The sequence below is a fragment of the Streptomyces lydicus genome (assembly GCF_001729485.1).
GTDB lineage: Bacteria > Actinomycetota > Actinomycetes > Streptomycetales > Streptomycetaceae > Streptomyces > Streptomyces lydicus_D.
In genome coordinates, this window is the sequence record NZ_CP017157.1 from 7,926,620 (window position 1) to 7,952,925 (window position 26,306).

General features: G+C 73.3%; 27 protein-coding genes. 10 read left to right on the forward strand and 17 right to left on the reverse strand.

Going from position 1 to position 26,306, the window contains the following annotated elements:
* Window positions 1-8: 8 nt before the first annotated feature.
* The 5 genes from SL103_RS38460 to SL103_RS34345 all read right to left on the reverse strand — a co-directional run bounded on the left by SL103_RS38460 (window position 9) and on the right by SL103_RS34345 (window position 4,613).
* Window positions 9-554: a hypothetical protein gene (locus SL103_RS38460; protein WP_069572876.1), complete on the reverse strand. Its 546-nt coding sequence runs from the start codon at window positions 552-554 to the stop codon at window positions 9-11.
* A 93-nt stretch (window positions 555-647) separates the two neighbouring features.
* A complete protein-coding gene (locus tag SL103_RS34335; protein WP_079146338.1) occupies window positions 648-2,591 on the reverse strand; it encodes an ABC transporter ATP-binding protein in 1,944 nt (647 codons plus the stop codon).
* Between the two features lie 110 nt (window positions 2,592-2,701).
* Complete coding sequence (locus SL103_RS38185; RefSeq protein ID WP_164492939.1) at window positions 2,702-2,839, reverse strand: hypothetical protein; 138 nt, start codon at window positions 2,837-2,839, stop codon at window positions 2,702-2,704.
* Between the two features lie 374 nt (window positions 2,840-3,213).
* Complete coding sequence (locus SL103_RS34340) at window positions 3,214-3,990, reverse strand: Fpg/Nei family DNA glycosylase (protein ID WP_069574384.1); 777 nt, start codon at window positions 3,988-3,990, stop codon at window positions 3,214-3,216.
* Window positions 3,991-4,031: 41 nt separating this feature from the next.
* Window positions 4,032-4,613, reverse strand: a complete 582-nt coding sequence (locus tag SL103_RS34345; RefSeq protein ID WP_069572878.1) for a TetR/AcrR family transcriptional regulator — start codon at window positions 4,611-4,613, stop codon at window positions 4,032-4,034.
* Window positions 4,614-4,719: 106 nt separating this feature from the next.
* Between SL103_RS34345 and SL103_RS34350 the strand changes: the two genes are divergently transcribed.
* Both SL103_RS34350 and SL103_RS34355 read left to right on the forward strand, forming a co-directional pair.
* On the forward strand, window positions 4,720-5,136 hold the full coding sequence (locus SL103_RS34350; protein WP_069572880.1) for a nuclear transport factor 2 family protein: 417 nt from the start codon (window positions 4,720-4,722) through the stop codon (window positions 5,134-5,136).
* Window positions 5,133-5,993, forward strand: a complete 861-nt coding sequence (locus tag SL103_RS34355; RefSeq protein ID WP_069572881.1) for an NAD-dependent epimerase/dehydratase family protein — start codon at window positions 5,133-5,135, stop codon at window positions 5,991-5,993. Before SL103_RS34350 ends, SL103_RS34355 begins: the two co-directional genes overlap by 4 nt.
* Window positions 5,994-6,080: 87 nt before the next feature.
* Here the strand turns inward: SL103_RS34355 and SL103_RS39360 are convergent, their stop codons facing one another.
* The 4 genes from SL103_RS39360 to SL103_RS34375 form a co-directional block, all read right to left on the reverse strand.
* Entirely contained in the window at window positions 6,081-6,953 is an 873-nt protein-coding gene (locus tag SL103_RS39360) for a hypothetical protein (RefSeq protein ID WP_069572883.1), read from the reverse strand.
* A gap of 191 nt (window positions 6,954-7,144) precedes the next feature.
* Entirely contained in the window at window positions 7,145-9,382 is a 2,238-nt protein-coding gene (cyc2, locus tag SL103_RS34365; RefSeq protein ID WP_069572885.1) for a germacradienol/geosmin synthase Cyc2, read from the reverse strand.
* A gap of 153 nt (window positions 9,383-9,535) precedes the next feature.
* Complete coding sequence (locus SL103_RS34370) at window positions 9,536-10,363, reverse strand: ATP-grasp domain-containing protein (RefSeq protein WP_069572887.1); 828 nt, start codon at window positions 10,361-10,363, stop codon at window positions 9,536-9,538.
* On the reverse strand, window positions 10,360-11,259 hold the full coding sequence (locus tag SL103_RS34375) for an ATP-grasp domain-containing protein (RefSeq protein ID WP_069572889.1): 900 nt from the start codon (window positions 11,257-11,259) through the stop codon (window positions 10,360-10,362). The genes SL103_RS34370 and SL103_RS34375 overlap by 4 nt, the downstream gene beginning before the upstream one ends.
* Before the next feature lie 512 nt (window positions 11,260-11,771).
* Here SL103_RS34375 and SL103_RS34380 point away from each other — a divergent pair.
* The gene (locus SL103_RS34380; protein ID WP_069574386.1) at window positions 11,772-13,058 is read left to right on the forward strand and encodes an amidohydrolase family protein; all 1,287 of its coding nucleotides are present in this window, start codon (window positions 11,772-11,774) and stop codon (window positions 13,056-13,058) included.
* Window positions 13,059-13,092: 34 nt separating this feature from the next.
* Here the strand turns inward: SL103_RS34380 and SL103_RS34385 are convergent, their stop codons facing one another.
* Window positions 13,093-14,658: an MFS transporter gene (locus tag SL103_RS34385; protein ID WP_069572891.1), complete on the reverse strand. Its 1,566-nt coding sequence runs from the start codon at window positions 14,656-14,658 to the stop codon at window positions 13,093-13,095.
* Window positions 14,633-15,424 carry a GntR family transcriptional regulator gene (locus SL103_RS34390; RefSeq protein ID WP_244304111.1) on the reverse strand — a complete coding sequence of 264 codons (792 nt, stop codon included), beginning with the start codon at window positions 15,422-15,424 and terminating at the stop codon, window positions 14,633-14,635. Before SL103_RS34390 ends, SL103_RS34385 begins: the two co-directional genes overlap by 26 nt.
* A gap of 206 nt (window positions 15,425-15,630) precedes the next feature.
* On the opposite strand from SL103_RS34390, the gene SL103_RS34395 reads away from it, so the two are divergent.
* From SL103_RS34395 to SL103_RS39470, 4 genes are all read left to right on the forward strand, one after another.
* Entirely contained in the window at window positions 15,631-16,137 is a 507-nt protein-coding gene (locus SL103_RS34395) for an Lrp/AsnC family transcriptional regulator (RefSeq protein WP_069572893.1), read from the forward strand.
* A 184-nt stretch (window positions 16,138-16,321) separates the two neighbouring features.
* The gene (gene ddaH / locus SL103_RS34400) at window positions 16,322-17,119 is read left to right on the forward strand and encodes a dimethylargininase (protein ID WP_432215380.1); all 798 of its coding nucleotides are present in this window, start codon (window positions 16,322-16,324) and stop codon (window positions 17,117-17,119) included.
* Window positions 17,116-18,351, forward strand: a complete 1,236-nt coding sequence (gene rocD / locus SL103_RS34405) for an ornithine--oxo-acid transaminase (RefSeq protein ID WP_069572897.1) — start codon at window positions 17,116-17,118, stop codon at window positions 18,349-18,351. Before ddaH ends, rocD begins: the two co-directional genes overlap by 4 nt.
* Before the next feature lie 318 nt (window positions 18,352-18,669).
* Complete coding sequence (locus tag SL103_RS39470) at window positions 18,670-19,197, forward strand: phospholipase (protein WP_069572898.1); 528 nt, start codon at window positions 18,670-18,672, stop codon at window positions 19,195-19,197.
* A gap of 60 nt (window positions 19,198-19,257) precedes the next feature.
* Here the strand turns inward: SL103_RS39470 and SL103_RS34415 are convergent, their stop codons facing one another.
* Window positions 19,258-19,830, reverse strand: a complete 573-nt coding sequence (locus SL103_RS34415; RefSeq protein WP_069572900.1) for a TetR/AcrR family transcriptional regulator — start codon at window positions 19,828-19,830, stop codon at window positions 19,258-19,260.
* Between the two features lie 103 nt (window positions 19,831-19,933).
* Between SL103_RS34415 and SL103_RS34420 the strand changes: the two genes are divergently transcribed.
* Window positions 19,934-20,392 carry a nuclear transport factor 2 family protein gene (locus tag SL103_RS34420; RefSeq protein ID WP_069572902.1) on the forward strand — a complete coding sequence of 153 codons (459 nt, stop codon included), beginning with the start codon at window positions 19,934-19,936 and terminating at the stop codon, window positions 20,390-20,392.
* 299 nt (window positions 20,393-20,691) lie between these two features.
* On the forward strand, window positions 20,692-22,251 hold the full coding sequence (locus SL103_RS34425) for an IPT/TIG domain-containing protein (RefSeq protein WP_069572904.1): 1,560 nt from the start codon (window positions 20,692-20,694) through the stop codon (window positions 22,249-22,251).
* An 85-nt stretch (window positions 22,252-22,336) separates the two neighbouring features.
* Here SL103_RS34425 and SL103_RS34430 read toward each other — a convergent pair whose 3' ends face one another.
* Entirely contained in the window at window positions 22,337-23,794 is a 1,458-nt protein-coding gene (locus tag SL103_RS34430; RefSeq protein WP_079146342.1) for a PLP-dependent aminotransferase family protein, read from the reverse strand.
* A 119-nt stretch (window positions 23,795-23,913) separates the two neighbouring features.
* Between SL103_RS34430 and SL103_RS34435 the strand changes: the two genes are divergently transcribed.
* On the forward strand, window positions 23,914-24,744 hold the full coding sequence (locus SL103_RS34435) for a methyltransferase domain-containing protein (protein ID WP_069572905.1): 831 nt from the start codon (window positions 23,914-23,916) through the stop codon (window positions 24,742-24,744).
* On the opposite strand, the gene SL103_RS34440 is transcribed toward SL103_RS34435, so the two are convergent.
* Genes SL103_RS34440 through SL103_RS34450 form a run of 4 tightly spaced genes read right to left on the reverse strand, consistent with a single transcriptional unit; the run spans window position 24,734 to window position 26,179 of the window.
* Window positions 24,734-24,952, reverse strand: a complete 219-nt coding sequence (locus SL103_RS34440; RefSeq protein ID WP_069572907.1) for a DUF397 domain-containing protein — start codon at window positions 24,950-24,952, stop codon at window positions 24,734-24,736. The genes SL103_RS34435 and SL103_RS34440 overlap by 11 nt on opposite strands.
* Window positions 24,945-25,250 (reverse strand): DUF397 domain-containing protein, encoded by a 306-nt coding sequence (locus SL103_RS36695; RefSeq protein ID WP_079146136.1) that lies wholly within the window; start codon window positions 25,248-25,250, stop codon window positions 24,945-24,947. Before SL103_RS36695 ends, SL103_RS34440 begins: the two co-directional genes overlap by 8 nt.
* Window positions 25,165-25,392, reverse strand: coding sequence for a DUF397 domain-containing protein (locus SL103_RS34445; protein WP_069572909.1), 228 nt, complete (start codon window positions 25,390-25,392; stop codon window positions 25,165-25,167). Before SL103_RS34445 ends, SL103_RS36695 begins: the two co-directional genes overlap by 86 nt.
* The gene (locus tag SL103_RS34450) at window positions 25,385-26,179 is read right to left on the reverse strand and encodes a helix-turn-helix domain-containing protein (protein ID WP_069572910.1); all 795 of its coding nucleotides are present in this window, start codon (window positions 26,177-26,179) and stop codon (window positions 25,385-25,387) included. The genes SL103_RS34445 and SL103_RS34450 overlap by 8 nt, the downstream gene beginning before the upstream one ends.
* Between the last annotated feature and the right edge of the window lie 127 nt (window positions 26,180-26,306).

Below are 26,306 nucleotides of genomic sequence, written 5' to 3' on the forward strand. Positions count from 1 at the left end.
GTCGCTCCCTACGCCTCGGGTTCTGCGGGCCCGTCGCCTCCGGCGTCGTTCGCCAGCCGGCCCTGCGGGCGCAGCACCAGGCGCGCCACCACCCGCTCGGCGAGCGCGGTGGCGGTTTCCGGCGCGAGGCCGCTCTCCGTCCCCAGCTCCAGGACCCGCGCGCGCACCGCGGCCAGTTGCTCCTCGCTCAGCGGGGGGAGCGTCCTGGCGGCCGCCGGTCTGCGGGTGACCCGGCGCAGCCACCCCTTCGTGCGGTCCGTCGCGCCGGTGACGGCGGCGCCGACGACCTTGCGGGCCGCCTCGTCCAGCACCAGCCAGGCCACCGGCGTGATCAGCGCGGTGACCTCCTGCAGGCCGAAGCCGAGCGGCTCCCGTGCGCGGCGGCGGCCGGCCAGGCGCGCCACCACGCTGTCGTCGTCGTACCGCCAGAGTCCTTCGACCAGCACCAGTTCGTCCGGGGCCAGCTCGGCCACGACCGACCGGACGACGTCCCGCACCGCCACGGCTGTCCCCGGCTCCGGCTGCCCGTCGGCCGGCTTCGCCAACGCGTCCATCCGCCCCCCTCACGAACGCCCTCTCGCCACGCATCGTAAGTGCGCCGCCACGCGCGCGGGCGGTTTTCCACAGGACTGTGTCCGCCGGGGCGGTCAGCCGACCATTCCGCGCCGTTCCGCGGCGGGGTTGGCCGTTCCGTTGTGCGGGTGGGGCGGGGGGTGGGCGTGGAACAGGGTGGCGTACAGGCCGCGTTGGGCGAGGAGCTGGGGGTGGGTGCCGGACTCGACGAGCAGGCCGTGGTCGAGGACCAGAACGCGGTCGGCGTCCGCGGCGAGGTCCAGGTCGTGGGTGATCACGAGGGTGGTGCGGCCCTCGGCGAGGCGGCGCAGGGGGCCGAGGATGCGCTGGGTGGCGAGCACGTCCAGGCCGGTGGTGGGCTCGTCGAGGACGAGGACGGGGGCGTCGCGGAGCATGGCGCGGGCGATCGCGATGCGCTGGAGCTGGCCGCCGGAGAGGCGGGCGGTGCCGGGGGCGATGACGGTGTCGTAGCCGTCGGGGAGGGCGGTGATGAAGTCGTGGGCGTCGGCGGCCCGGGCGGCGCGCTCCACGTCGTGGTGGGTGGCGCGGCCGTGCGGGCGGCCGGCGGCGATGTTCTCCTCGACGGTGTCGTGCAGGACGAGGGTGTCCTGGGGCAGCAGCGTGATGTTGTGCCGCAGCTGGGCGAGCGGCATGCGGTGCACGGGGACGTCGTCGAGGCGGACGGTGCCCGCGTCGGGGTCGTAGAACCGCAGCAGCAGCGCGGCCAGGGTCGATTTGCCGGCGCCGCTGGGGCCGGTGATGACCAGCAGTTCGCCGGGGACGGCGGTGAAGGAGAAGTCGTGGAGGGCGTCCTCGGAGCCGCCGGGGTAGCGGAAGTGGACGTGCCGGGCCTCCACCTCGCCGAGGGCGCGGCCGTGGCGCGGCGGGGCGACCAGGGAGGGCGCCGGGTCGGTGACGGCGGGGCGGGCGTCGAGGATCTCCAGGAGGCGCTCGGCGCCGGCGGTCGCTTCGGTGGCGGTCAGGCCGAGCTGGCCGAGGGAGCGGATCGGTGGGTAGAGGTAGCCGACGAAGGCGGCGAAGGCGAGCAGCTGGCCGAGGGTCATCCGGCCGGCGGAGATCTCCCAGGCGCCCAGGCCGATGATCGTCAGCACGCAGACGGTTTCCAGGAGCTCGACGACCTGGTCGTAGAGCCCTTGGAGTCGGGCGCTGGTCACCGAGGCCCGGAACCACCTGCGCGCCTGGTGGTCGAGCCGTTCCTCCTCGTCGCGCTGCCGGTTGTACGCCTGGGTCAGCACGACGTTGACCAGGCCCTCCTCGACGACGGAGGTGATGGCGCCGTCGGCGGCGCGCTCGCGGCGGGAGACCTCTTTGACCCGGCCGGTGAAGCGGTGGGTGGCGGCCCAGAACAGCGGCGCCAGGACGAAGGTGGCCAGGGCCAGGTCCCAGCGCAGCCAGAGGGCGGCACCGGCGTAGAAGATGATGCCGAAGAGCGCCGCGGCCGCCTGGACGAGGCCGGTGATGAGCATCTGCTCGATGGCGTCGACGTCGCCCGTCATCCGCTCGACGAGGTCACCGCGGCGGCTGCGCTGGAAGAAGTGCGGGGGGAGCGTCTGGAGATGCGCGAAGACCCGGGCCCGCAGGCGCATGACGAAGCGCTCGGCGGTCCAGGCCGCGAGGGAGTTGCCGAGGTAGCCCACCACCGCGCCGACCACGGCGACGCCGAGCCACAGGGACGCGGGCTGCCAGAAGGCGCTGACCGAGCCCTTCTGCAGGGCCTTGTCGGTGAGTTGGGCGAAGAGCAGGATGGCCGCGGTCTCGGCGAGGGCGGCGGCGACGGCGGCCAGGCAGACCAGGAGGATCCAGCGCCGGTCGCCGTGGGTCAGTGGCCAGAAGCGGCGGAGCGATTCCTTGAGCCCGACGCGCCTGGTGCGGATCGTGGGGTCCGTCTGCCGGCTCCACAGGCGGGTGTCAACAGGCGGGGATTCCGTGCCGGGTTGGGGCGGGGGCGGCGGCTCCTCGGTGGGTGCCGGCTGCCCGCGGGAGGTGCGCAGATGCATGGTCACCACGCCGTATCGGGCTGCTCGGAAACCTGGACCGGTTCACGGCCCCAAGCACACGAGGCGGACTCGCGTGGCACGCGAGCCAGCCTCGAGCTCAGAGCTTTGGGTCAGTAGAAGTTGTCGTAGCCGAAGAAGCGGCGACGGCGGCCATAACGACGGCCGTACCGGCGGCGACGCCGCCTGCGGTCGTGGTCGTGGTCCCATCCGTCCCTGCGCCTGCGGGGGAAGACTTTCCGGAAGCTCATGCTCGCCTCCTAGGATTTTGTTCCTTGCTGACGAGCCGTTTCCGACTACGTCAACTCCCAAGCTACGTCGACGACCTGCCCAGCAACAAGGAAATATGCGTGAAAATTCAGACAAACAGGCAAATTCTTCGCGGGTCACCTGAGGGTGGCGAGTCGTAACGCAGCGCATACGGGACGACCGCGGCGGCACCGGCGGCCCCGACCTGGGAAACGTCACCCTCCGTAGCCGTTAGGGGACTTGGTGGTCCGGGTTCGGCGCGGCAGCAGCGGTTACGGGTACGCCGCGGACCGGCCGGTGGCGTAGACCACGAGGGCGCCCGGGGCGCCGGAGAGCGGCGCGAGGAGCCCGGCGAACCTCCCCCGGCCACGCCGGGTCAGGGCTGGCAGCGGGCGCACCACACGGTGCCGCGGCCCGCGACGCGGCCGCGGCGCAGGGGGCCGCCGCAGCGCGGGCAGCGCGGGTCGGGGTCGTCGCGGCGGCCGGTCAGCCAGCTGTCGCGGGGCGGCACGCAGCCCGCCCGCACCGCCGCGCGCAGGGTGCGGCGCAGCTCCGTGTGCAGGCGGTCGCCCTCCTCGTCGGTGAGGTCGCGGGCGGGCCGGGACGGGGGCAGCCGGGTGCGCCAGAGGATCTCGTCGACGAGGAGGTTGCCGAGTCCGGCCAGCACGGTCTGGTCCAGCAGGACCGCCTTGAGGCGGCCGCGCCGGCCGGCGAGCGCCGCCCGGAGGGCGCCGCGCGGCACCGTTGCCGCGTCCGGTCCGAGACCGCCGAGCACCCGGTCCAGCCCGGCCGCGTCGACCAGCCACAGGCCCTGGAGTTTGCGCTGGTCGCGGTAGCGGAGCAGGTGGTGCCGGCTCATGGTGAAGACCACCCGGTCGTGGGGGTGGTCGGCCTCCTCCGGTGCGGTGCACACCAGCCGGCCGGTCATGCCGAAGTGCAGCAGCAGGGTGGGGCCGCCGGTCCGGGCGATCAGCCACTTCCCGTGCCGCTCGGGTGCGGCGAACCTGCGGCCCTCCAGGGCGTGGCGCAGCTGACGTGCGCTCAGCCCGTGCAGCACGCCCGCGTCGCGGACCTCGATGTGCCGGACCACCCGTCGCCGGGCGCAGCAGGCGAAGGTGGCGCGGAACGCCTCGACGTCGGGCAGCTCGGGCATGCCGTCCACCGCCCTCCTGGCCGTTGTCGCGGGGTCGGTTGTTATCCCTGACCCAGGACCCGGCCGACGAAGGCCGCCAGTTGGGCCCTCATCCGCGCGGGGGCGGTGCCCTCCTCGCCGGCGAGGTGCTCGACGAGGTCGGCCCGGGTGGCGGCCAGCAGGGCGTGCGCGGTGAAGTCGGCGTCCTCGTGACCGGGCAGCCGGCGCAGGGTGTCCCGCAAGGTGCCGTGCCACCAGGCGTAGTGGGCCGCCTGATACGGGCTGCCGCTGCCGGCCTCCTCCAGGGCGAGGGACAGGTGGCGGTTCTCAAGCTTGAAGCGGAGCAGCGCGTCGAGCAGCGCCGGGACCCGTTCGCGCGGCGGGGTGGCGGGGCCGAGCGGTGCCGGTCCGTCGGTCACGGCCGTCCGCAGCGGCTCGATCCGCGCCTCGAAGACCGCGCGGATGAGGCCGGTGCGGTCGCCGAAGCGGCGGAAGAGGGTGCCCTTGCCGACGCCGGCGGCCGCGGCGATCTCGTCCATCGACACGGTGCGGGGGCTCGCGCTGCGGGCGAAGAGTTCGTCGGCCGCGGCCAGGACGGTCTCCCGGTTGCGCAACGCGTCGGCCCGCGCCTTGCGTTCGGCCATGGGTGAGACCCCCTTTACGAAACGGACCGTCGGTCCGTATAGTCCACAACGGTTAAGCGGACCGATGGTCCACATCGTTCGCACAGTCTAGAGGCGAGGCATCCCCATGCGTGAAACCGACCCGGCGGCGCTCTATCGCCACGGCCTGCGGCTGCTCCTGGAGAAGGACATGGAGGGCTGGGTCGCCCTCTGCGCCGACGACGCGGTCCTCGAATTCCCCTTCGCACCCGAGGGCTACCCCCGGCGGCTGGCGGGGCGGGCGGAGATCGCCGCGTACCTGCGGGACTACCCCGACCACATCGATCTCCGGGCCGTCCCCCACCTGAAGATCCACCGCACCGACGCCCCGGACACCGTCGTCGTCGAGATGCGCGCCACCGGGCGGATCGTGGCCACCGGCGCGCCGTACGAGATGACCTATGTCGTCGTGGTGACCGTCGCCGACGGCCGCATCACGCACTACCGCGACTACTGGAACCCGCTCGCCGTCCCCGCCTCCATGAGCGAGGCGAAGGCCGGATGAACGACCGTGACACCGTCCTGGTCACCGGGGCCACCGGCACCACCGGCAGCCGCGTCGTCGCCCGGCTCGCCGCGCTCGGACACCCCGTCAGGGCCGCCGCCCGCCGCCCGGACGGCGCCCGCGCCGTCCCCTTCGACTGGTACGACCCGGCCACCCACCCCGGCGCCCTGCACGGGGCGGACCGCCTGTACCTGGTCCCGCCGCCCGGCGACCCGGACCCGGCCGCCGTGATGCTTCCCTTCCTGGAGCGGGCCCGCGCGGCCGGGGCGCGCCGCGCCGTCCTGCTGAGCTCCTCCGCGCTGCCCGCCGGCGGCCCGGGCGTCGGCCGGGTGCACGCCGCGCTGCCCGGCCTCTTCGACGCGTGGACGGTGCTCCGCCCCTCCTGGTTCATGCAGAACTTCACCGGCGGCCATCCGCACGCACAGGACCTCCGCGAGCGCGGCGTCCTCACGACCGCCACCGGCGGCGGCCGGGTCGGCTTCGTCGACGCGGACGACATCGCCGCCGTGGCCGTCCGCGCCCTGACCGCCGAACCGGCCCTCCCCGCCGGCGATCTGGTGCTCACCGGCCCGCAGGCCCTGTCGTACGACGAGGTCGCCGCCGTCGTCAGCGAGGTCACCGGCCGGCCGGTACGCCACCGGGCCATCGGCCACGAGGCACTGCGCGACCGGCTGGCCGCCGGGATGCCCGCGGAGTTCGCCGCGCTGCTGGCCGGGCTGGACCGCGCGATCGCCGGCGGCGCCGAGGACCGGGTGACCGACACCGTGCAGCGCCTGACCGGGCGCCCGCCGCGCGCCTTCCGCACGCACGCGCAGGCCCACTGGTCCGGCGGGGCCGCCCGCATCCCGACGCCGTGAGGCGGCCCCTCTTTGCGCACCGGCCGTGCCCGATGGCGCGGACGCCGGGGTCGACACCGTTCGGCTCCGCCCGGCGGGCGACGCGCTTCAGGAGCGCTTGGACACCTTGGGGCGGGCGCTCGACTTGGTGGGTGAGCTGGACGACGGCCGGGCGACGCGCCGGGGGCGGGCGCTCGACTTGGGGGCGACGGAGGACGGCCGGGCCACGCGCCGGGGGGCGGCGGCACCCTCGGAGTTGACGGGGTCCGAGGCGCCGGCCGGTGCGGGGAGGGTGCTGGGGTCACCGGGGTCCGAGGAGCGGGCCGGGTCCTGCGGGTCGCGGCGGTCCGGGGAGTCGCCGGTGTCCCGCGCGTCGCCCGGGTCCAGGTGGTCGTCGGAGTCCCGGGGGTCACGGGAATCACCGGGGTCACGGTCGCGCCCCGGGTCACGGGAGTCGGACGGATCGTTGTAGTCACCGGGGTCGCGGGAGTCCCCGGAGTCGCGCCGGTCGGACGGGTCCCGGTAATCGCCCGGGTCACGGGAGTCCCCGGGGTCACGGGAGTCGGAGGGATCGCGGTAGTCGCCGGGGTCACGGGAGTCCCCCGGGTCGCGGGCGTCCTCCCGGTCGCGGGATTCGTCGGGATACGACGGCGCGGGCGCGCTGGCCGGGTCCAGCCGCAGGCTGCCGTACCGCGCGAACCGCGCCGAGCTGCCGGCCCGTACGGTCGCCATCGAGCGCCCCGTGCAGTCGCGGGAGGACCACAGCACCAGGTCGAGGGGGGTGTCGTTGTCCACCAGGCCGCCCCCGTCACCCAGGCCGTAGCAGTGATCGTCTCCGGGGTCGACGATCTGGTAGTCCTTGTTCCGCGAGCGCATGTGGAAGGTGATGGTGCCGGTGGTGGCCTGGGCGGCGATCGGGCCGAGCAGGGCGAAGGCACCGGTGGCGGCCACGGCTCCGAGGAAGGCGGTCTTGTGTCGCATGACGCCAAGGTTCCCGACGACATATCGGGCTATTCACCTCGAAACGGATATTCACCCATCGCCGCGTGCCGCACTCCCCGGACACAGCACCTCCCGCGCCCTCGCCACCGCCGCGGAAAGCTGACGGCGAGCCAGTTCGTCGCGCTCCCGGCCGCCGTCGCCCCCCCACGCGCCTCACGGGCCCGTCGGTGTCATCCGACGCGCGCGACCGGCCGCTGGAAGAACCGGGCCGCCGACGTCCCCAGCCCCGACGGCGCGCCGAGCCGGCCCGGCGAGCCCACCGGGTGGCGCAGCTCCGGCTCGATGTAGCGCCGGCAGCCCCGGTGCCAGTTGAGGATGCCCGCCATCCAGTTCTCCAGCTCCCGGACATGGCCGTCGAGCGCGGCGCGGGCCTCGGCCGACAGCTGGAAGTCGTCGCACACGACCGGGAGTTCCTTCGCGACGAGGTGCTGGAACTCGCGCATGCGGGAGGTCATGAGGTCGTGGACGATGGCCAGCGCGGTCGGGTAGTCGCAGTCGAAGAAGGTCTGGACGACCAGGATGCCGTTGTGCACCTCGCCCTCGTACTCGATCTCCTTCTGGTAGGAGAAGACGTCGTTCAGCAGGCAGGCGAAGTCGGCGGCGGAGTTCTCCAGCGCGCGCAGGGTGCCGGTGCGGTAGACCTCCGGCGGGACCTGCCGGCCGTGGCCGATGCGGCTGAGGGCCATGGTGAGGTCGGAGCCGAAGGTGGCCCGGCGCATCTCGATGTAGTCGACCGGGTCCGGGACGCGGTGCTGGATCTGGTTGTCGATCTCCCAGAGCCAGGCGGCGGTCATCGTGTCGACGGCCGCGCGGAAACCGCGGCGTGCCTCGGGCGCCATCGCGCGGGTCGTACGGGGCCACAGGTCGGCCAGCCCGCGCTCCATCGCGTTGACCGGCTCGGGCGGGGTCGTCGCGGGGTCGAGCGGCATGAAGAGCTTCAGCCGTTCGGTGCACGCGTGGGCCGCGGCGGCGTCCCGGGTCCGGCCGAAGACCTGCGGGTAGTAGTCGTCCGCGTAGGTGCCCCACGCCAGCCAGGCGGCGCCGAGGTCGAGCTGGTCGGGGGTGGCGTCCGGGTGGAGTCCGGCCGCGCACAGCGCCAGGTCGTGCCGGACCATCGCCGCCTCGTCCCAGACGTCGGAGAGCGGCACGCCGGGCTGCGGCTGGAGCATGCCCATCCGGCCGGCCCACGCGACGACCCGGCGGCGGGCGCCGTCCAGGTGCGGGCTGAGGGTGAGCGGGAACGGCATGCGGATGTCGGGAATCCGCGAGGGCCCGACCTGCTGGTGCGGTACGTGGGTGTGGCTGCGGAGGCGGTGCGCGCCGGCCGTCGCCAGGGCCTTCCTGAGGTCCGTGGCCGAGGTGCCGAGGCCGCCGGCGGAGAACGGCGACCAGGGCCGTGCGGAACCGGCCGCCGCCCCGCCGTCGTTCATGTAGCGGCTGGAGCGCAGGTGCCATTCGTGACCGCCGGACTGCCAGTCCTGCAGCCCCTTGGCGTACGCGAGGACGTCCGCGCAGGACTTCGGGTCGAGCCCCTTCTCCAGGAAGAGCGCGGGGAGTTCGGTGACCACGGTGTTCTCGAACTGCTGGAGCCGTGAGGTGATCAGGTCGTTGACGGCGTCCGCGGCCTCCTGGGTGGTGCAGTCCAGGAAGGTCTCCAGGACCAGCACGCCGTTGCTCAGCTCGCCTTCCTCTTCGGTCTCCCGCTGGTAGGAGAAGAGGTCGTTGCGCAGGTGGACACCGTCGGAGAAGGTGTCGCGCAGCACCCGCAGGGGCCGGGAGCCGGCCACCCGCGCCGGGACCTCGGCCCCGGTCGCGTACTCCACCAGCCCGGCCGACCAGGGCGCGCCGCCGACCTTGCGGCGCATCTCGATGTACTCGACGGGGTTGGGCACCCGGTTGATGTTGATGTTGGACAGTTCCCACAGCGATTCGTTGAGCAGGTGCTCGGTGCTCTCGGCGAACCGGCGGCGCCAGTCCGCCGACATGTGCGGCACGGTGCGCGCCCACAGGTCGGCGAGTCCCGCCTCGACCGGGTTGGCCGGCTCGGGCACCGGCGCGCCGGGGTCCGTCGGCATGAAGGCGGGCAGCCGGTCGAGGTACTCCTTGCCGCCCGCGCGGTCCAGCGTCCGCTTGAACTTCTCCAGGAAGTGGTCGTCGAAGAAGAAGACCCAGACGTACCAGTCGGTGACGAGCGACAGCGCCTCGGCGTCGCAGTCGGGGTGGGTGTAGGCGCAGAGCAGGGCATAGTCGTGGGCGTCGAGGTCCCGCTCGTCCCAGATGCCGGAGCCCTCCAGCATCCCCATGGCGCGGGCCCACTTCCTGGAGTGCGTCCGCGCCGCTTCCAGGTGCGGGTTGAGCCGCGCCGGGTGGGGCGTGTAGAAGTCGGGCAGTTCGAATGGCTTGGTCACCGTGCTGGCCTCTCCCCATACGTGCGGAGGAAGGCGTGCTGAACCACGCCCCCTGACGGGGGCAGCGCTACCCCGGGGGTTGCCGCACTAGACCTTACGGAGGAGGGGCTTCCGTTTCTCCGCCGTTTCCGCTCGGCCGGTGCCGCCCATTGATCATTCGGGGCCGCTTTCCGACGCCCTTCTTCCGGCTCGCGCCCCTGTACGCAGGGCGAGTTCCGCCAGTGCCTCCGGGGCGCCGGCCTGACCGCGGATGCCGGGGAAAGCGTTGACGTCGACCAGGAGCGGGGCGGCGCCGCCGGCGTCGAGGAAGTCCACGCCGTAGACCTCCAGGCCGAAGACCTCGCCCGCCCGCAGCGCGAGGGCCCGCCAGTCCGCCGGCAGTTCGCCGGGCGGCAGCGGCAGCGTCCCCCCGCGGCCCTCCGGGGCCAGTTCGGAGCGGCGCAGCCCGGCGAACAGCTGCCCGTCGACCACCCACACCTTGTGGTCCCAGCCGCTGCCCGCGAGGAAGTCCTGGACGACCACGGGTTCGCCGGGCCACTCGGCGGCCAGCTCCCGCAGCCGTACGGCGCTGTCGGCGCGGGCCACCAGGTCGCCGCGCCGGCTGTGCCGGCTCTTGACGACCAGCGGGCCGGCCGGCTCGCCGGCCGCGGCCAGCTCCGCCGGTGTCCCCACGAAGCGGGTGCGGGCGAACGGCAGTCCGGCGCCCCGGGCCAGTTCGGCCATCGCCACCCGGTCCTGGCAACGGGCGGTCGCCGCCGCGGAGTTGACGACCGCGGCGCCGCGCTCCTCCAGGCGGGCGGCGAGGACCAGCGCCCGGGGCGTGCGGGCCTTGAGGAGGTAGACGTCGGCGAGCGGTCCGGGGTCCTCGTGCCCGCCGCCGGGGTCCACGACCTCGACCCGGTGGCCGCCTTGGAGCAGCAGGGCGCCGGTCGCGGCCAGCACCGGGTGGGCGGCGTCCGCGGTGATCAGGCCGATCCTCACCGGTCGCCGCCGATCGCCGCCAGCGGGGGCACGGCGGGGGCGGCCGGGCCGGGGACCGCCGGTTCCGCTCCCTTGCGGGCGAGCCGCAGCACGGCGGAGGACACCCGGGCGACGGCGTCCGGCACCTGACGGAAGCTGGGGAAGTCGTTGATGTCGACGACCACCGGGCCGTCCGGTCCGAGCAGGACGTCGACGCCGTACAGGTCGAGGCCGAAGACCGTGCCGATCTCCGCGGTGATCCGGGCGACCTCGGCAGTCAGCGGGACCTGGCGCTCCCGTACGGCGTGCCCGGGGTGCAGCGGGGAGCGGCGCTCGGTCGCGTAGAGCTCACCGGCGACGCAGTACACCTTCAGGTCCGTACCGGAGTTGGGCACGTACGGCTGGGCGATCAGCAGTCCGCCGGCCGCCCCGCCCGGCTCCGCGGGCTCCGCCGCGCCGGCGGCGGGCAGCCGGTCCGGCGACTCGACCAGCCGGACCGCGCGCCCGGAGCTGCCGTCCGCGGGCTTGACGACGAGGGGGAACTCCGCCTCGGGTATCTGGGCGAACTCCTCGGCCCGGGCGGCCGCGTAGGTCACCGGTACCGGCAGTCCGCTGCCGCGGGCGATCACCGCGGCCAGCGCCTTGTCGCGCACCCCCCGGATCGCCCGGACGTCGTTCACCGTCGTCAGCCCGACCGCGGCCGCCGCTTCCAGGAGGCTCAGGCCGGGGCCGCCGGAGACGGTCTTGAGCACCCAGGCGTCATGGCTGCCCGCGCGCACCGCCTCGGACAGCGGCAGCAGCGAGCGGCCCGGCCACATCACGTCCACCTGGTGCCCCCAGGCGGTGAGTTGGCGGATCACGTCCAGCGGCATGCCGTCGTAGCGGTACTGCTCCTCCACCAGGAAGCAGAGTCTCATCGGGGCACCCTCGTCATCGCCGCACGTCCGTCCACCGTCCGTCCGGCAGATCCATGACGCACCAGGATCCCACGGGGGGCCGGGCGGGGCGGGGCGGACCCGCGCGCCCGGCTCCCCGTCCGTCAGCCGCCCCATGTTTCCGCGGTGTTACGCCACCCGGCGCCGCCCGAGCACCCGCTCTGACCAGGCACGCCTCCAGGGCGCGGCGGAGCTCCGCCACCCGCACCCGCGCCTTGCGAATCCCGCATGCCGGAACCCTTGTTCCACTTCCGGGCCGGTCCTAGGGTCAGGCCACCCCGGGGACGGTCCAGCAAAGAGGTACTCACGTACCGCAGTACGGGAAGCAGGCGAGCGGGTTGGCGAACGAACAGCACAGCGGCTTCGGACGGCGCGGATTCCTGGCCGGCGTGGGCGGATTCGTCGGTGCCTCCGGCATCGGTGCCCCCGGCGCCGCCGCGGCCGACACCCCCCACCGGGGCCCGCGGCTCACGGACTTCCACGGCAGCCGGCACCTGTTGGTCCCGGAGCTGCTGCTCCTGCCGGAGGGGCCGGCCCGCGGCCGGGCCGTACTGGTGGACGGCGGGAAGTTCCGCGCCGTCGGCCCCGCCGAACAACTCCTCGCCGCCCACCGGGACCTGCGGCCCGTCCGGCTGGACGGCCATCTGCTGATGCCCGGCTTCGTCGACGCCCATCACCATCTGACCCAGAGCTTCGGCAAGGCGCAGTCCTTCGGCCAGCCGTCGGAGATCTTCAAGACGGTGTGGGAGCCGCTGGAGCACGCGCTGGACGAGGAGAGCGCCTACGTCTCGGCGAAACTGGCCGCGCTGGAGGCGCTGCGCGGCGGCTTCACCACCGTCGCCGATGCCGGCACCCGGGCCCCCGTCGACGTCCGGGCGGTCGCGAAGGGCACCGAGGAGGCCGGGATCCGCTGCGTCCTGGGCAAGATCGTCTCGTCCGGTACCGGCGGCCCGGAGCACCTCGGGCGCTGGGAGGGGCACCCGCTGGTCCACCCCTCGCTGGCCATCGCCGTCCCCGAGGACGCGCCCGCCGACGTCCTCAGGAAGACCGCCGACCTGTGCGCCGAGGCCGGTGCGGTGCTCCAGGTCCACGTCAACGAACATCTGGCGTCCGTGGAGCGCTCGTTGAAGAGCACCGGCCGCCGCCCGCTGGAGTACCTGCACCACATCGGTGCCCTCGGGCCGCACACCCTGGGCGCGCACGCCACCCTGCTCACCCCCTCCGAGACCCGGCTGCTGGCCGACTCCGGTGCCGCCGTCAGCTACAACCCGGTCGCCAGCGCCTGGAAGGGCAACGGCGTGGCGCACGCGACCCTGCTCGCCACGCTGGGTGTGCGCTTCGGCATGGGCACCGACGGCACCCGCGGCGACGGCTTCCGGCTGATCGACGCCGGGGAGACCGCCCAGCGGCTGGCGTACGGGATGGCGGCGGGCGACTCGGTGTGCGGGGCCGGGCGGACGTGGCTGGAGCACGCGACGTCGGGCAGCGCCGACGCGCTCGGCCTGGGCGGGGTGACCGGTGAGATCGCGGCCGGCAAGGCCGCCGACTTCCTCGTCGTGAACCTCGACGTCCCCGAGCTGACGCCCTCCTACGACCTGCGCTGGGAACTCGTCCGGCTGGCGAACCGCGACCAGATCGCCGCGGTCGTCGTCGGCGGGAAGCTCCGCCTGTGGCACGGCTGGCCGACGGACTGGGACGGCCCGGCGCTGGTGGCTCGGGCCGCGGAACTGGGCCCGGAGGTCGTCCGCCGGGCCGGGATCCAGCGGGTGGAGCCGGTGTAGGTCGGGTTCCGCGGCGCGGTCGGGGCCGGCCCGCCTACCGCCGCGGACGGCCGGGTGCGGTGTCCGGGGCCGGGCGCCGTCGGCCGGCACCACGGGTGCGTGACCGGTCCGGCGGAATCCACCGGGCGACGAGCAGCGCCACGACGGTGACCACCGCGGCCAGCGTCAGGGTCGCGGTGTGCAGCCCGGCGGTGAACGCGTCGACGACCGCCGCGCGCATCCGCGGGCCGGAGCTGCCGGCCTCGGCCGCCGCCACCGTCGTCGGCCCGCCGGGACCGGACAGCGCCGCGGGCAGGCGGGCGGTGAACACCGCGGTGGTCAGGGTGCCGGTCACGGCGATGCCCAGCGCGCTGCCCACCTCCCTGGCCAGGCTCTGCAGCCCGGACCCGGCCCCGGCCCGCTCGGGCGGCAGCGCCGCCATCATGGCGTGCGAGAGCAGCGGGGTGGCGAGGCCGCAGCCGAGCGCGGTCAGCCCGGCCCCCAGGGCGTACCGGGCGTACGGGGTGTGCGCGTCGGCGGTGGAGACCGTGCCGAGCCCGGCGGCCAGCACCAGCATCCCCGTCACGACCGTGCCCCGCCGCCCGCACCGCCGCTCCATCAGCAGCCCGCAGCGCGGCCCGGCCAGCAGCGCCGCCGCCATCGGCAGCAGCCGCAGTCCCGCCCCGAACGGGCCGTGGCCCTTGGCGTACTGGAGGTACTGGCCGTTGAGGTAGAAGAGCCCGAACATGCCGGTGAACAGGGCGGCCATGCCCAGCGCGCCCGCGCGCACGGCGGGCCGGGCGAACAGCCGAGGGTCCAACAGCGGCCGCTCCGCGCGCAGTTCGCAGCGCACCCACCCGGTCAGCAGCAGCGCCGCGGCGCCGAGCGACCCGAGCGCGGCCGGGCTCCGCCACCCCTCCTCCGGGCCGCTGACCAGCCCGTACAGCAGGGCCAGGAAGCCCCCGGTGAGCAGCGCGCTGCCGAGCGGTGCGACCGGCCGCGGGTGCCGGGCACCGACCGGTGCGACCACCCCGGCCAGGACCAGTGCCGCCAGTGCCGGCGGCACCGCGCACCCGAACAGGGTCCGCCAGCCGCCGTACTCGACGGCCGCCCCGCCGCCGACGTTGCCGAGCACCGCGGCGAGCCCGGTCATCGACGCCCACCCCGCGACCGCCCGGCGCCGCGACCGCTCGTCGCGCCCCTCCACCAGCAGCGCGAGCGTGGTGGGCAGCACCGCGGCGGCCCCCGCCCCGCTGATCATCCGCCCGGCGATCAGCACCCCGGCACCGGGCGCCAGCGCGCAGACGGCACAGCCGGCCGTGAAGACCCCCGTGCCGCACAGCAGCACGCCCTTGCGGCCCCGCCGGTCGGCGAGCGCACCGGCCGGCACCAGCAGACAGGCGAAGACCACCACATAGCCGTCCACGACCCAGACCAGCGCCTGTGCGGAGGGGTGCAGCGCGCTCGCCGCCAGGGTGGGCAGGGCGAGGTTGACGGCCGAGACCATGCCGACGACCAGGGTGACGCACAGGCACATCGCGAGCGTCAGCGCGCCGCGCGGCGCTCCCGGTACCGCGGCGGCCGCGCCGACTCCCTCACGTGACAGGGAGGTCGGCGACATGCCGGGCGGCCCGGTCGAGGGTGGCGTGCAGGGTCAGCCGGTCCCCGCGCAGATGGATGAACTCCAGGTCGGCTGGGCGCCCGTCGGCGAGCCGGGTGAGGCGCTCGACGGCGAGGACCGCGCCGCCCTCGGGCATCGCGAGCACCGCGCAGGTCGCCGGGTCGGCCACCACGGCCTGGACGGACACCTCCGCCCGGCCCAGCGGCGCGCCCGCCACCCGCTCGATCAGGCCGAAGACGTCGTGCCGTTCCAGCGTCTCCCGGCCGCGGGCCAGCAGCGGCTCCCCGACCTCCGGGATGAGGTACGTGCAGTCCAGGGACAGCGGCCGGCCGTCCACCCGCCGCAGCCGCTCCAGATAGACCGCCGGGGTGCCGTCCGCCAGGCCCAGCCGCCGGGCGACCGTCAGCGGCGGCCGTACGGTGCGCGCCTCCCGCACCTCGTTGACGACCGTGCCGTGCCGTTGCAGCACCTCGGCCAGCCCGGACAGTTCGCCGAGCGGGTGCTGATAGGCCCGGCCGACGACGACCGTGCCCACGCCCCGCCGGCGCGCCACCAGCCCCTCGTCCCGGAGCAGCCCGAGGGCCTCCCGCACGGTGTTGCGCGAGGTGCCGAACTCGGCGACCAGGGCCCGTTCGTCCGGCAGCACCCCGTCCGCGAAGGCGCCGCGCAGCACCTGCCCGCGCAGCACGTTCGCCACCCGCCGGGCCCGGTCCGCCCGGGTGAGCCCGTCGCCGGCCCCGTCGTCCCTCACCGTCGCACGCTGCACGGCCCGGCCTCCTCACCTTCGCCAGCGGGGCACCGACGCTAGGCGAGCGGTGTTGCGGCGACGTTACGCCACCCCCTGTGACCTGCACAGATGTCTGAACTGGGGGTTTGCGCGGCAGGGCGGGGGATACGCCACCGGCGGGCCGGCTACCGCTAACGTGAGGCGACCGCGACGCCAGCGGCACCTGGATGAGAACGGGAGGTCCGTTGACCCACAAGGCCGTGCCCTTCGACGAGCTCGACCGCAAGATCGTCGCGGCACTGATCGACAACGGCCGGGCGAGCTTCGCGGAGATCGGGACGGCCGTCGGGCTGTCGTCGACCGCGGTCAAACGGCGGGTGGACCGGCTGCGGGAGACCAACGTCATCACCGGCTTCACCGCGACCGTCCGGCCGGCCGCGCTGGGCTGGCTGACCGAGGCGTACGTCGAGGTGTACTGCGACAGCGCGGCGCCGCCCCGGCGGCTGGCCGAAGTGGTGCGCAACCATCCGGAGATCGCCGCCGCGATGACCGTCACCGGGGGCGCGGACGCGCTGCTGCACGTGCGGGCGACCGACGTCGAGCACTTCGAAGAGGTGCTGGAGCGGATCAGGACGGAGCCGTTCATCCGCAAGACGATCAGTTACATGGTGCTGTCCCATCTGCTGCCGGACAGCCCGGAGGCGGGCGGCCGGGGTCACGCGACCGGATCCGACGCAGGAAAGCAGCGCTGACCTGCGCTTCTCCGCAGCATTCGTGCGCCACTGAGCAGCGTTTGTTTCTTGTGGCCGGAATGCGTCCTTCCTACCGTTGAGACACCGCGGGTCACGACCGGTGACAGCTGGTCACCCCGCATGTCCCCAGAGGAACGTGTCCTCACAAGGAAGCGGAGGGGGTACTCCTGTGCCGACGAGTCGTGTGGCGAGTCCACGGCGTTTTCTGGTCTGCGAGCCCGAGCACTTCGAGGTGCGCTACGCCATCAATCCGTGGATGCGGGCGGAGGTGCCGGTCGACACGGCACGCGCGGCCCGGCAGTGGTCCACGCTGATCGAGACCTACCGCGCCCACGGGCACGCGGTGGAGTCCGTGCCGCCGGTCCCCGGCCTGCCGGACATGGTCTTCGCGGCGAACTGCGCGGTGGTGATGCGCGGCCGGGTCTTCGGCTCGCTGTTCCACGCGCCGGAGCGGCGGCCGGAGTCCACCGCCTACGAGACGTGGTTCAAGGCCGCCGGGTTCGACGTCTACCGCCCGGAATCGGTGTGCGAGGGCGAGGGCGACCTGGTCCCGGCGGGCCGCTTCCTGCTGGCCGGCACCGGCTTCCGTACGGCGCGGGCCGCGCACCACGAGGCGCAGGAGTTCTTCGGCGTCCCGACCATCGGCCTCCAGCTGGTGGATCCGCACTTCTACCACCTCGACACCGCGCTGTTCGCCCTCGACGAGGAGAACGTGGCGTACTACCCCGACGCGTTCTCGCCCGGGTGCCGGGAGGTGCTCGCGCGGCTCTTCCCCGACGCGGTGCTCGCGACCCGCGAGGACGCCATGGCGTTCGGCCTCAACTCGGTCTCCGACGGCCGGCACGTCTTCATCGCCCCGCAGGCCACCGGCCTGATCGACCAGCTCACCGACCGCGGCTACGTCCCCGTCCCCGTCGACCTCTCGGAGTTCCACAAGGCCGGCGGCGGCATCAAGTGCTGCACCCAGGAGATCCGCTCATGACTGCTCCCACCCGTACCGCCGTCGTCGGCGCGCCCCGTTCGTCCGCCGAGCTGATCCAGGCCGAGGCCCCGGTCCTGGCGCACAACTACCACCCGCTGCCGGTGGTCGTGGCGCGCGCCGAGGGCGTCTGGGTCGAGGACGTCGAGGGCCGCCGCTACCTCGACATGCTGGCCGGCTACTCGGCGCTCAACTTCGGCCACCGGCACCCGGACCTGATCGAGGCCGCGCACCGCCAGCTCGACCAGCTGACCCTGACCTCGCGCGCCTTCCACAACGACCGGCTCGCCGGGTTCGCCGAGGGCCTGGCCGCGCTGACCGGCCTGGACATGGTGCTGCCGATGAACACCGGGGCCGAGGCGGTCGAGAGCGGCATCAAGGTGGCCCGCAAGTGGGCGTACGACGTCAAGGGCGTCCCCACGGACCGGGCGACGATCGTGGTGGCCGGCGGCAACTTCCACGGGCGTACGACGACCATCGTCGGCTTCTCCGACGACGACACCGCCCGCGTCGGCTTCGGCCCGTTCGCCCCCGGCTTCCGCACCGTCCCCTACAACGACCTCGCCGCGCTCGAAGCGGCCGTGGACGAGACCACGGCCGCGGTGCTGATCGAGCCCATCCAGGGCGAGGCGGGCGTGCTGATCCCCGACGACGGTTACCTCACCGGCGTCCGCGAACTGACCCGCCGCGCCGGCTGCCTCTTCATCGCCGACGAGATCCAGTCCGGGCTCGGCCGCACCGGCACGACCCTGGCCGTCGAGTACGAGTCCGTCGTCCCCGACGTGCTGCTGCTCGGCAAGGCGCTGGGCGGCGGCATCGTCCCGGTCTCCGCGGTCGTCGCCCGGCGCGACGTACTGGGCGTGCTCGGCCCCGGCCAGCACGGCTCCACGTTCGGCGGCAACCCGCTGGCGGCGGCGGTCGGTTCGGCCGTCATCGGCCTGCTGGCCACCGGGGAGTTCCAGCGCCGGGCGGCCGAACGGGGCGAGCAGCTGCGCGCCGGCCTGGCGGCGCTGACCGGCAAGGGCGTGACCGGTTTCCGGGCCCGCGGCCTGTGGGCCGGTGTGGACGTCGACCCCGCCCTCGGCACCGGCCGGGAGATCAGCGAACGCCTCCTCAAGGAGGGCGTGCTGGTCAAGGACACCCACGGCTCGACGATCCGGCTCGCCCCGCCGCTGACCATCACCGAGGAGGAACTGGCCTCGGCGCTGGCCTCCTTGGAGCGGGTACTGGGCTGAGCATCCCGGAGTCGTGACAGGCGAGTGGGCCGGAGCGGACCCACTCGCCTTCCGCGTCCCATGAGGAGCAATTCATTCCGCATTCCCGGCGGAATTCCAGCGTCCACATCTTTTCTTCCTTTGACGCGCCACTGAATTGATGGCGTGTTAATCTTCGGGCGCGGTCAGCACGGGGGAAGAACGCACGGTCGCACTTTCGCTTTCACATGGGTGCCGGCTGTGCCCTGACCGCCTTTCTCCGAGGCCGCGTAACGCTTCCGGGACGATCGCGCCCGGAAGCCTCCGAGAATGGGGGAATTACACGTGAAGAAAGTCGGTATGTCCTTGGCCGGCGCCGCACTGAGCGGCGTGCTCGCGCTCTCCGCGGCCACCCCGGCGCTCGCCGGCCCCGCGCACCCGGACGGCTCCACGGTGCGTACGTCCGCCGCCACGGCTGACCACCAGGCGGCGGCGATCAGCAAGGCGCAGAAGCTCAAGCGGCTCAACCAGCTGACCGAGAAGTACGGCATGCCCCTCTGGGAGAACACCCGCGTCAAGTGGCAGGACGGGCACGACGCGTACCACTTCGACTGGTCGACCGACGGCTGTTCCCACGTCAGCGACAACCCCGGCGGTTTCCACTTCTGGGAGTCCTGCGCCCGGCACGATTTCGGTTACCGCAATTACAAGAAGATGCATGAATTCACCCGTGCGCACAAGAAGCGGGTGGACGACTCCTTCCTCCAGGACATGCAGAACCAGTGCAGGAGGCAGTGGGGCCCGTACACCGAATTGCAGCGCAAGGGCTGCCTGAAGGTCGCCAAGAAGTACTACGACGCGGTCCGCACCCTGGGCCACCTCCAGTAACCGTCCCGACCTGACCCGGGGCCGGCGGACGACCGGCCCGGATCCGGCGGCGGTGGTGCGTCACGCCTCGCGTGCGCCCGCCGCCGCCAGCAGGCTTTCCGCCGCGGTACGGGCGTGCCGGGCGGCCGCGGGGTCGCCGGTGAGCGCCGCGGTGCTGATCGCCCCGTCGACGAGCAGCGCCAACTGCGCGGCCACCGCTTCCGGTTCGGCCACCGGCAGCGCACCCACGAGTCCGGTCAGATACCCCAGCAGGGCCCGCTTGTGCTCCCTGGCGACGCGGCCGACCCCGCCCGAGTCCCCCAGCTCCCCGAAGGAGTTGAGGAAGGCGCAGCCGCGGAAGTCCGGCGCGGCGAACCAGCCGTGCAGCCAGTCGAAGACCGCGAGCGGCCGCCCCCCGGGCGCCCCGGCGTGCCCCTCGACGTACTCCGCGAGCGCGGCCCGCCACCGGGCGTCCCGCCGCCGCAGATATGCCTCGACGAGGTCGTGCTTGGCGGGAAAGCACTGATAGAGGCGCTTGAGCGAGACGCCGGCGGCGGTGCGCAGCTCGTCCATGCCGACGGCCTGAATCCCGCGCGCGTAGAACAGCCGCTCCGCGGCGTCGAGTATCCGCGTGCGGGCTTCTTCCTGGTCCATGACTCCCCGACGGTTTCGGCCTTGCGCGAGAACGATCGTTCTCTACACTAGCCGACGAAGCGGAGAACGCCCGTTCTCCACGGTACGGAGACAAGGACCCGCCATGGCACCCCGCCCGCCCCTCCCCCCGTTCGACGAGCAGAGCGCGCTCCGGAAGGTGCAGGCCGCCGAGGACGCGTGGAACACCCGCGATCCGGAGAAGGTGGCACTCGCCTACACCGAGGACTCGGTCTGGCGGAACCGCGACACCTTCCTCGCCGGCCGCGACGAGATCGTCGCCTTCCTGCGCCGGAAGTGGGCCCGCGAGCTGGACTACGCCCTCCGCAAGGAACTCTGGTCGTACAGCGGCGACCGCATCGCGGTGCGCTTCCAGTACGAGAGCCGTGACACCGACGGCCAGTGGTGGCGCAGCTACGGCAACGAGCTGTGGGAGTTCGACGACCAGGGCCTGATGCGCCGCCGCGAGGCCGGCATCCACGACGTGCCGATCACGGAGGCCGAGCGCCGCATCTTCGGCCCGCGCCCGGAGTCCGAGAAGGGCCGCCCGCTGCCGTTCCGCTAGTTCACTCCCGGCTGGTTCACTCCCGGGCCGCCGCGGGACCGGACGCCGAAGTGGCCTTGCCCGCGCCCCGATTGTCCCACTGCGCAGGTTTCCGTCACCCGCGGCGCGGGAACGAAAGCGATACCGAACCAATGGGCTGCCCATCCCTCCTCGGGGATGCGCAGCCTGTCGCGTTTCGTGACGTGTGCCTTTGGGTGCAACACCCCGGAGCGGGATCTCTGTACCTGTGCCGGTGCCCGCGTGAGGGCTTGGCGGCAGGGGGGTGCAGCGGCCGGGCGGCCCCCACCGAAGGGGTCCCCATGAGCACGAGTCTTCAGGCACCGACACAGGAGCTGCTGCGGGCGGTCTCGCTGCCCGGCCAGCTGCCGCCGACCGCCGAGGCACACGAGGTGAGCCGGGCGGCGGGTCCGGCTCTCGCCATCCTGGCCATCGCGCCGATTCCCGTCGGCAGCAACCCGGTCGGGCTGGCGTTCATCCCCAACGGCGACCTCTACGTCGCCAACTCCGGGTCGAACAACGTGTTCACCATCGACACCGCCACGGACACCGTCATCGGCGCCGCCATCCCCACCGGCACCACACCGGCCTGGCTGACGGTTGCTCCCAACGGCAACGCCTACGTCCCCAACAACATCTCCAACAACGTGACGGTCATCAACACCGCCACCAGCACCGTCCTCACCACGATCCCCCTCAGCGGCGGCCCCGCCGCGGCGGCGGTCATCCCCAGCGGCAACGTCTACGTCAGCCGTTTCGGGGCGAACAGCGTGCAGGAGATCGACACCACCACCAACGCCGCCGTCGGCGCCGCGATCCCCACCGGCAGCGGCCCGGTCGGCATCGCGGTCGCCCCCAACGGCAAGGCGTACGTCGCCAACCGGAACGGCAACAGCGTGACGGTGATCAACACCGCCACCGCCACCGTCCTCACCACGATCCCCGGCCTCAACCAGCCGAACTTCGTGGCGATCGCCCCCAACGGCAACGCCTACGTCGCCAACATCGGGGCGAACAACGTGTCCGTGATCGACACGACCACGGACACGATCATCACCACGATCCCCGTCGGCACCAACCCGTGGGGCATCACGGTCGGCCCCGACGGCAACGCCTACACGGCCAACCGCGGCTCCAACAACGTGTCGGTGATCGACACCACCACCAACACCACCGTCGGCGCCCCGATCCCGGTCGGCAGCCAGCCGATCGCCCTGGTGGTCGCCCCCAACAACAAGGTCTACGTCACCAACATCGCCTCGGCCAGCGTCAGCGTCATCCAGTTCCCCCCGACGATCAGCAGCATCACCCCCAACCAGGGGCCCATCACGGGCGGCACGGTGGTGACGATCACCGGCACCAACCTGACCGGGGCGAGCGTCGACATCGGCGGCAACCCCGCGACCGGCGTGACGGTCAACTCCACCGGTACGCAGCTCACCGCGACCACTCCGCCCGGGGCGGCCGGCCCCGCGGACGTCACCGTCACCACCCCTGGTGGCAGCACCACTCTGGTGGGCGGCTTCACCTACGTCGTCCCCGTCCACGCCACCTCGCTGACCGCGACCCCGGCGCTGAGCAAGCTGTTCCCGCCGCACGTGTACTTCCCGTTCCTGACGGCCACGCTGACCGACCAGGTCACCGGCCTTCCGGTGCCCAACCAGCCGATCCTGTTCAAGGCCGGCAGCAACGTCCTGGGCATCGCCAACACCGACGCCCAGGGCGTCGCCCGGGTGAACGAGACGCTCACCCTGACGCTCATCCTGCTCAACCACGGCTATGAGGTCAGCTTCGCCGGCGCGGTCACCCCGACGGCCATCCTGTCCCCGTCCAGCGCCCACGGGGAGGTCGTCGAACCCTGACCCCGGTGGGTCATCCGCCGGACGACCGGCGGCCGCTCCGGGCACGCCCCGCCCCCGTGCCCGGTCCGGCCCGAGCACCGCCGGGTCACCGGCGCCGCACCCCGCCGCCGCGCCGCGCCAGCACCTCGCCGAGGACGGCCACGCCCGCCTCGATCTCCCCCGGCGAGCGCGCCGCATAGCCGAGCACCAGGCCCGCGCGGTACGGGCGTTGGGCGTGCCAGGACAGCGGATGGACCTTGACGCCCCGGGCCAGGGCGGCCGCGGCCAGCTCCGTATCGGCCCCGGGCACGGCCTCGGCCCCGAAGGTGACCGTCAGATGCAGCCCCGCCGCGGCGCCGTGCACGGTCGCGCCCGGCAGGTGGTCCGCGATCGCCGCGCTCATGGCGTCCCGGCGGCGGCGATGGCGCCTCCGCAGCAGCCGAAGCCCGCGCTCCAGCTCACCCGACTCCATCAGCCGGGCCAGCACCAGCTGCGGCAGTACGGCGTTGCCGAGATCCGCGAACCGCTTGGCCTCCACGAACGCCTCCCGGTACGCCGCCGGCGCCAGCAGCCAGCCCACCCGCAGCGCGGGCGCCAGCAGCTTGGAGACGCTGCCCGCGTAACAGACCTGCCCGGGCAGCAGGGAGCGCAGGGCGGGGACCGGCGCCCGGTCGTAGCGGTGCTCGGCGTCGTAGTCGTCCTCGACGATCAGGCCACCCTCCGCCGCCCAGCCCATCAGCTCCCGCCGCCGGCCGCCGCCGAGCACCACCCCGGTGGGGAACTGGTGGGCCGGGGTGAGCAGCACCGCCCGCGCGCCGCCCGCCCGCAGCGCATCGACCCGTATCCCCTCCTCGTCGACCGGCACCGGCGGGGTCGCGACCCCCCAATGGGCGAGGTGCTGCCGCACCCCGAGCGAGCCGGGGTCCTCCACCGCGACCGCGCGGATGCCGTCGCGGGAGTACACCTGGGCGATCAGTCCGAGCGCCTGCGCGGTACCGGAGACGATCAGCACCTCGTCCGGATCCGCCCTGATCCCGCGGTAGCGAGCCAGCCAGTCGGCGACCGCCCGGCGCAGCGCGGGGGTGCCGCGCGGGTCCCCGTACCCGAACTCGGCCGCCGGGAGCTCCGCGAGCACCGCCCGCTCGGCCCGCAGCCACGCCGCGCGGGGGAACGCGGCCAGGTCCGGCACGCCGGGCGACAGATCGATACGGGCGGGCGCGGCCCGCAGCGCATCGAAGACGTCCGCACCGGGCACCTTCGCGAACGGCACTCCCGGCGCACGCCCCGCAGCCGGCGCCCGCTCCGTCCTGTCCCCCCTCTCCCCCGCGGCCGTCGCGGGCGCGGCCACCACGACCGTGCCGCCCCGCCCCCGCCCGGCCAACTGCCCGTCCTCGCCCAGCCGCCGGTACGCCTCGGTGACCACCCCCCGGGAAACCCGCAGCTCGGCGGCGAGCACCCGGGTCGCGGGCAGTTTGCTCCCCACCGGCAGCCGCCCGTCCGCGACCGCCCGCCGCAGCTGCCCGGCCAACCAGTCGGCACGCCCGCCCGCGGGCGCCTCCCCCATGTCCAACTGCAGAAAGTCGGACACCCCGGCAGCGTCGCCCCCGGCGGCACTTATGGACCTTCCGAACTGCTCCCCTTTGGACCTGTGCACCGGTCCATTGTCCGCGGCACCGTGAGCACATGCCTACCTCGCTCAGCACGCCCGACTCCGCCTACGTACACGGCTATTCGCCCCGCGAGGCCCACCGCCTCGGCGACCAGGCCGACACCCTCGTCACGCTGCTGCACGCCGGCACGGCGTACCCCGCCGGCAGCCGGGTGCTGGAGGCCGGCTGCGGCGTCGGCGCGCAGACCGTCCACCTGGCCCACAGCAGCCCCGGGGCGCGGATCACCGCCGTCGACCTGTCCGAGGAGTCCCTCACCCAGGCCCGCGACCGTGTCGCCGCCCAGGCCCCCGCGGCCGACGTCACCTGGCTCCGTGCCGATCTCCGCCAACTGCCGTACCCCGATGGCCACTTCGACCACCTCTTCGCCTGCTTCGTCCTGGAACACCTGCGGGACCCGGCACGGGCCCTGACCGAACTCCGCCGCGTACTGCGCCCCGGCGGCACCCTCACCGCGATCGAGGGCGACCACGGTTCGGCGCTCTTCCACCCGGACAGCCGCCGTGCCCACCAGGTCATCGCCCACCAGGTGCACCTCCAGTCGGCGGCCGGCGGCAACGCCCTCCTGGGGCGGTCGCTGCACCCGCTCCTCACCGCCGCCGACTTCCGTGACGTCGCGGTACAGCCGCGTACGGTCTACGCCGACAGCAGCCGCCCGGCACTCGTCGACGGCTTCACCCGCAGGACCTTCATCGCCATGATCGAGTCCGTACGCACCGAGGCCCTGCGCACCGGCCTGACGACAGCAGCCGACTGGGACCGCGGCCTCATCGACCTACGCCGCACCGCGGAGCCCGGCGGCACCTTCCACTACACGTTCTTCAAGGCGACGGCGATCAGACCGTAGCCGAGCCCTTCACGGCCGCGACGAACACCCGCCAGGCCGCTGCCGGGAAGACGACCGCCGGCCCGTGCGAATCCTTGGAGTCCCGGACGGGCACGCCGGCGGGGTAGCCGTCCAGGACTTCTATGCAGCTCCCCCCTTCGGCCCCGCTGTACGACGACTTGCGCCAACCGGTCAGAGCAGCGGCTTGCAGCATGTGGTGCTCAGGCATGGTGCGCGAATCCTCCGTCCTTCACGACGGTGACGAATGAATCCCAGGCGGCTGCCGGGAAGACGAGTGCGGCGCCGTGCGGGTTCTTGGAGTCGCGAACGGGGACCCCGGAGGGGTGATTGTCCTGGACCTCCAGGCAGCTTCCCCCGTCATTCCCGCTGTAGGACGACTTGCGCCAGCCCGATCGCGTCAAAGTCCGCAGAACGACGGGATCAGGCACGCCTCGCCAACTCCTGCTTTTTGACAGCCGTAACGAACGAGGCCCAGGCGGCGGCCGGGAAGACGAGTGCGGCGCCATGCGGGTTCTTGGAGTCCCGGACGGGCACGCCGGCGGGGTGGCCGTCCAGGACCTCCAGGCAGCTGTCGTTATCGGGGCCGCTGTATGACGACTTGCGCCAGCCGCTCGATATGGCGGCGCTTGGGATGGTGTGATCAGTCATGGTGTCCGTATTCCTTTGCTGTCTCACGCATGAGGGCAATTGAATCCCTCATCGGCAGTGCCTCTCCCAGCGTGAGATCGTAGGCGCACTGGATGCGGTGAACCAGGTCCGGCGAATCGTGAAGCCGCCCCATACGCACACCTTCTGTGTAGGCAACCGGCGGTTGATCCTCGAACCACATGAGCGAGACCATTCCGGCCAGGAGCGGATGCATCCCCAGCCCGAACGGCACCACATGCACCCGCACACGGCCTCGTTCGGCGAGGCGTACGACGTGCATGATCTGTTCGGCCATGACGCTCTTGCCGCCGACCCCTCGGCGCAACACCGCCTCGTCCAGCATGGCCCAGACCGCCGGAGTCACCGAGTCGTCAAGGATCTTCGCGCGCTCGAGTCGCGTGACGAGGGCTCGGTCACGTTCCTCGTCATTCCGTGGAGGGTAGGCCGCCCCGAGAACCGCTCGCGCGTACTCCTCCGTCTGCAGGATTCCAGGCATGAAGGAGAGAGCGAACTCACGAATCATCGTGGCTTGTTGCTCCAGTTGTCTCGCCGCCCCGAAGTGATCAGCAATCGTCGAGTCACTCTGCGGCAGAAAACTGCTCAGCACATTCCCCGTATCCAGCGCCTTGTCCAGCCGTCGCGCGTCCTCCTTCGACGGGATCCGGCGACCCGCCTCGATGTGCGCGATGTGCGAGCGGGTCATCACCGCCGCGTCGGCCAACTGCTGCTGGGTCAGGCCCGCCGCTTCCCGTTGTTCGCGGAGCCAGTCCCCGTACGTACTGCCCATGCCCCAACCCCCTTGTGCGAAAAGACTCGTCACACTCTGAGTACTGGCGAGACTACTCGTCGTCACTGACATTGGAGGCTGTACGCAAAGACCCCCGCGACCGCTAGCGACGGCCCGGGGGCGTGGC

What these genes read in the sequence shown, in the direction of transcription:
- SL103_RS34350 (WP_069572880.1), top strand. Translation starts at nt 4,720, where the DNA reads ATGCGTGAAACCGACCCGGCGGCGCTCTATCGCCACGGCCTGCGGCTG.
- SL103_RS34415 (WP_069572900.1), bottom strand. Translation starts at nt 19,830, where the DNA reads ATGGACCAGGAAGAAGCCCGCACGCGGATACTCGACGCCGCGGAGCGG.
- SL103_RS34420 (WP_069572902.1), top strand. Translation starts at nt 19,934, where the DNA reads ATGGCACCCCGCCCGCCCCTCCCCCCGTTCGACGAGCAGAGCGCGCTC.
- SL103_RS34425 (WP_069572904.1), top strand. Translation starts at nt 20,692, where the DNA reads ATGAGCACGAGTCTTCAGGCACCGACACAGGAGCTGCTGCGGGCGGTC.
- SL103_RS34355 (WP_069572881.1), top strand. Translation starts at nt 5,133, where the DNA reads ATGAACGACCGTGACACCGTCCTGGTCACCGGGGCCACCGGCACCACC.
- SL103_RS34340 (WP_069574384.1), bottom strand. Translation starts at nt 3,990, where the DNA reads ATGCCCGAGCTGCCCGACGTCGAGGCGTTCCGCGCCACCTTCGCCTGC.
- SL103_RS34345 (WP_069572878.1), bottom strand. Translation starts at nt 4,613, where the DNA reads ATGGCCGAACGCAAGGCGCGGGCCGACGCGTTGCGCAACCGGGAGACC.
- SL103_RS34445 (WP_069572909.1), bottom strand. Translation starts at nt 25,392, where the DNA reads ATGACTGATCACACCATCCCAAGCGCCGCCATATCGAGCGGCTGGCGC.
- SL103_RS39360 (WP_069572883.1), bottom strand. Translation starts at nt 6,953, where the DNA reads ATGCGACACAAGACCGCCTTCCTCGGAGCCGTGGCCGCCACCGGTGCC.
- SL103_RS34375 (WP_069572889.1), bottom strand. Translation starts at nt 11,259, where the DNA reads ATGAGACTCTGCTTCCTGGTGGAGGAGCAGTACCGCTACGACGGCATG.
- SL103_RS38460 (WP_069572876.1), bottom strand. Translation starts at nt 554, where the DNA reads ATGGACGCGTTGGCGAAGCCGGCCGACGGGCAGCCGGAGCCGGGGACA.
- rocD (WP_069572897.1), top strand. Translation starts at nt 17,116, where the DNA reads ATGACTGCTCCCACCCGTACCGCCGTCGTCGGCGCGCCCCGTTCGTCC.
- SL103_RS38185 (WP_164492939.1), bottom strand. Translation starts at nt 2,839, where the DNA reads ATGAGCTTCCGGAAAGTCTTCCCCCGCAGGCGCAGGGACGGATGGGAC.
- SL103_RS34430 (WP_079146342.1), bottom strand. Translation starts at nt 23,794, where the DNA reads ATGGGGGAGGCGCCCGCGGGCGGGCGTGCCGACTGGTTGGCCGGGCAG.
- SL103_RS34335 (WP_079146338.1), bottom strand. Translation starts at nt 2,591, where the DNA reads ATGCATCTGCGCACCTCCCGCGGGCAGCCGGCACCCACCGAGGAGCCG.
- SL103_RS34440 (WP_069572907.1), bottom strand. Translation starts at nt 24,952, where the DNA reads ATGCCTGAGCACCACATGCTGCAAGCCGCTGCTCTGACCGGTTGGCGC.
- SL103_RS34435 (WP_069572905.1), top strand. Translation starts at nt 23,914, where the DNA reads ATGCCTACCTCGCTCAGCACGCCCGACTCCGCCTACGTACACGGCTAT.
- SL103_RS34450 (WP_069572910.1), bottom strand. Translation starts at nt 26,179, where the DNA reads ATGGGCAGTACGTACGGGGACTGGCTCCGCGAACAACGGGAAGCGGCG.
- SL103_RS36695 (WP_079146136.1), bottom strand. Translation starts at nt 25,250, where the DNA reads ATGGCGCCGCACTCGTCTTCCCGGCCGCCGCCTGGGCCTCGTTCGTTA.
- SL103_RS34385 (WP_069572891.1), bottom strand. Translation starts at nt 14,658, where the DNA reads ATGTCGCCGACCTCCCTGTCACGTGAGGGAGTCGGCGCGGCCGCCGCG.
- SL103_RS39470 (WP_069572898.1), top strand. Translation starts at nt 18,670, where the DNA reads ATGTCCTTGGCCGGCGCCGCACTGAGCGGCGTGCTCGCGCTCTCCGCG.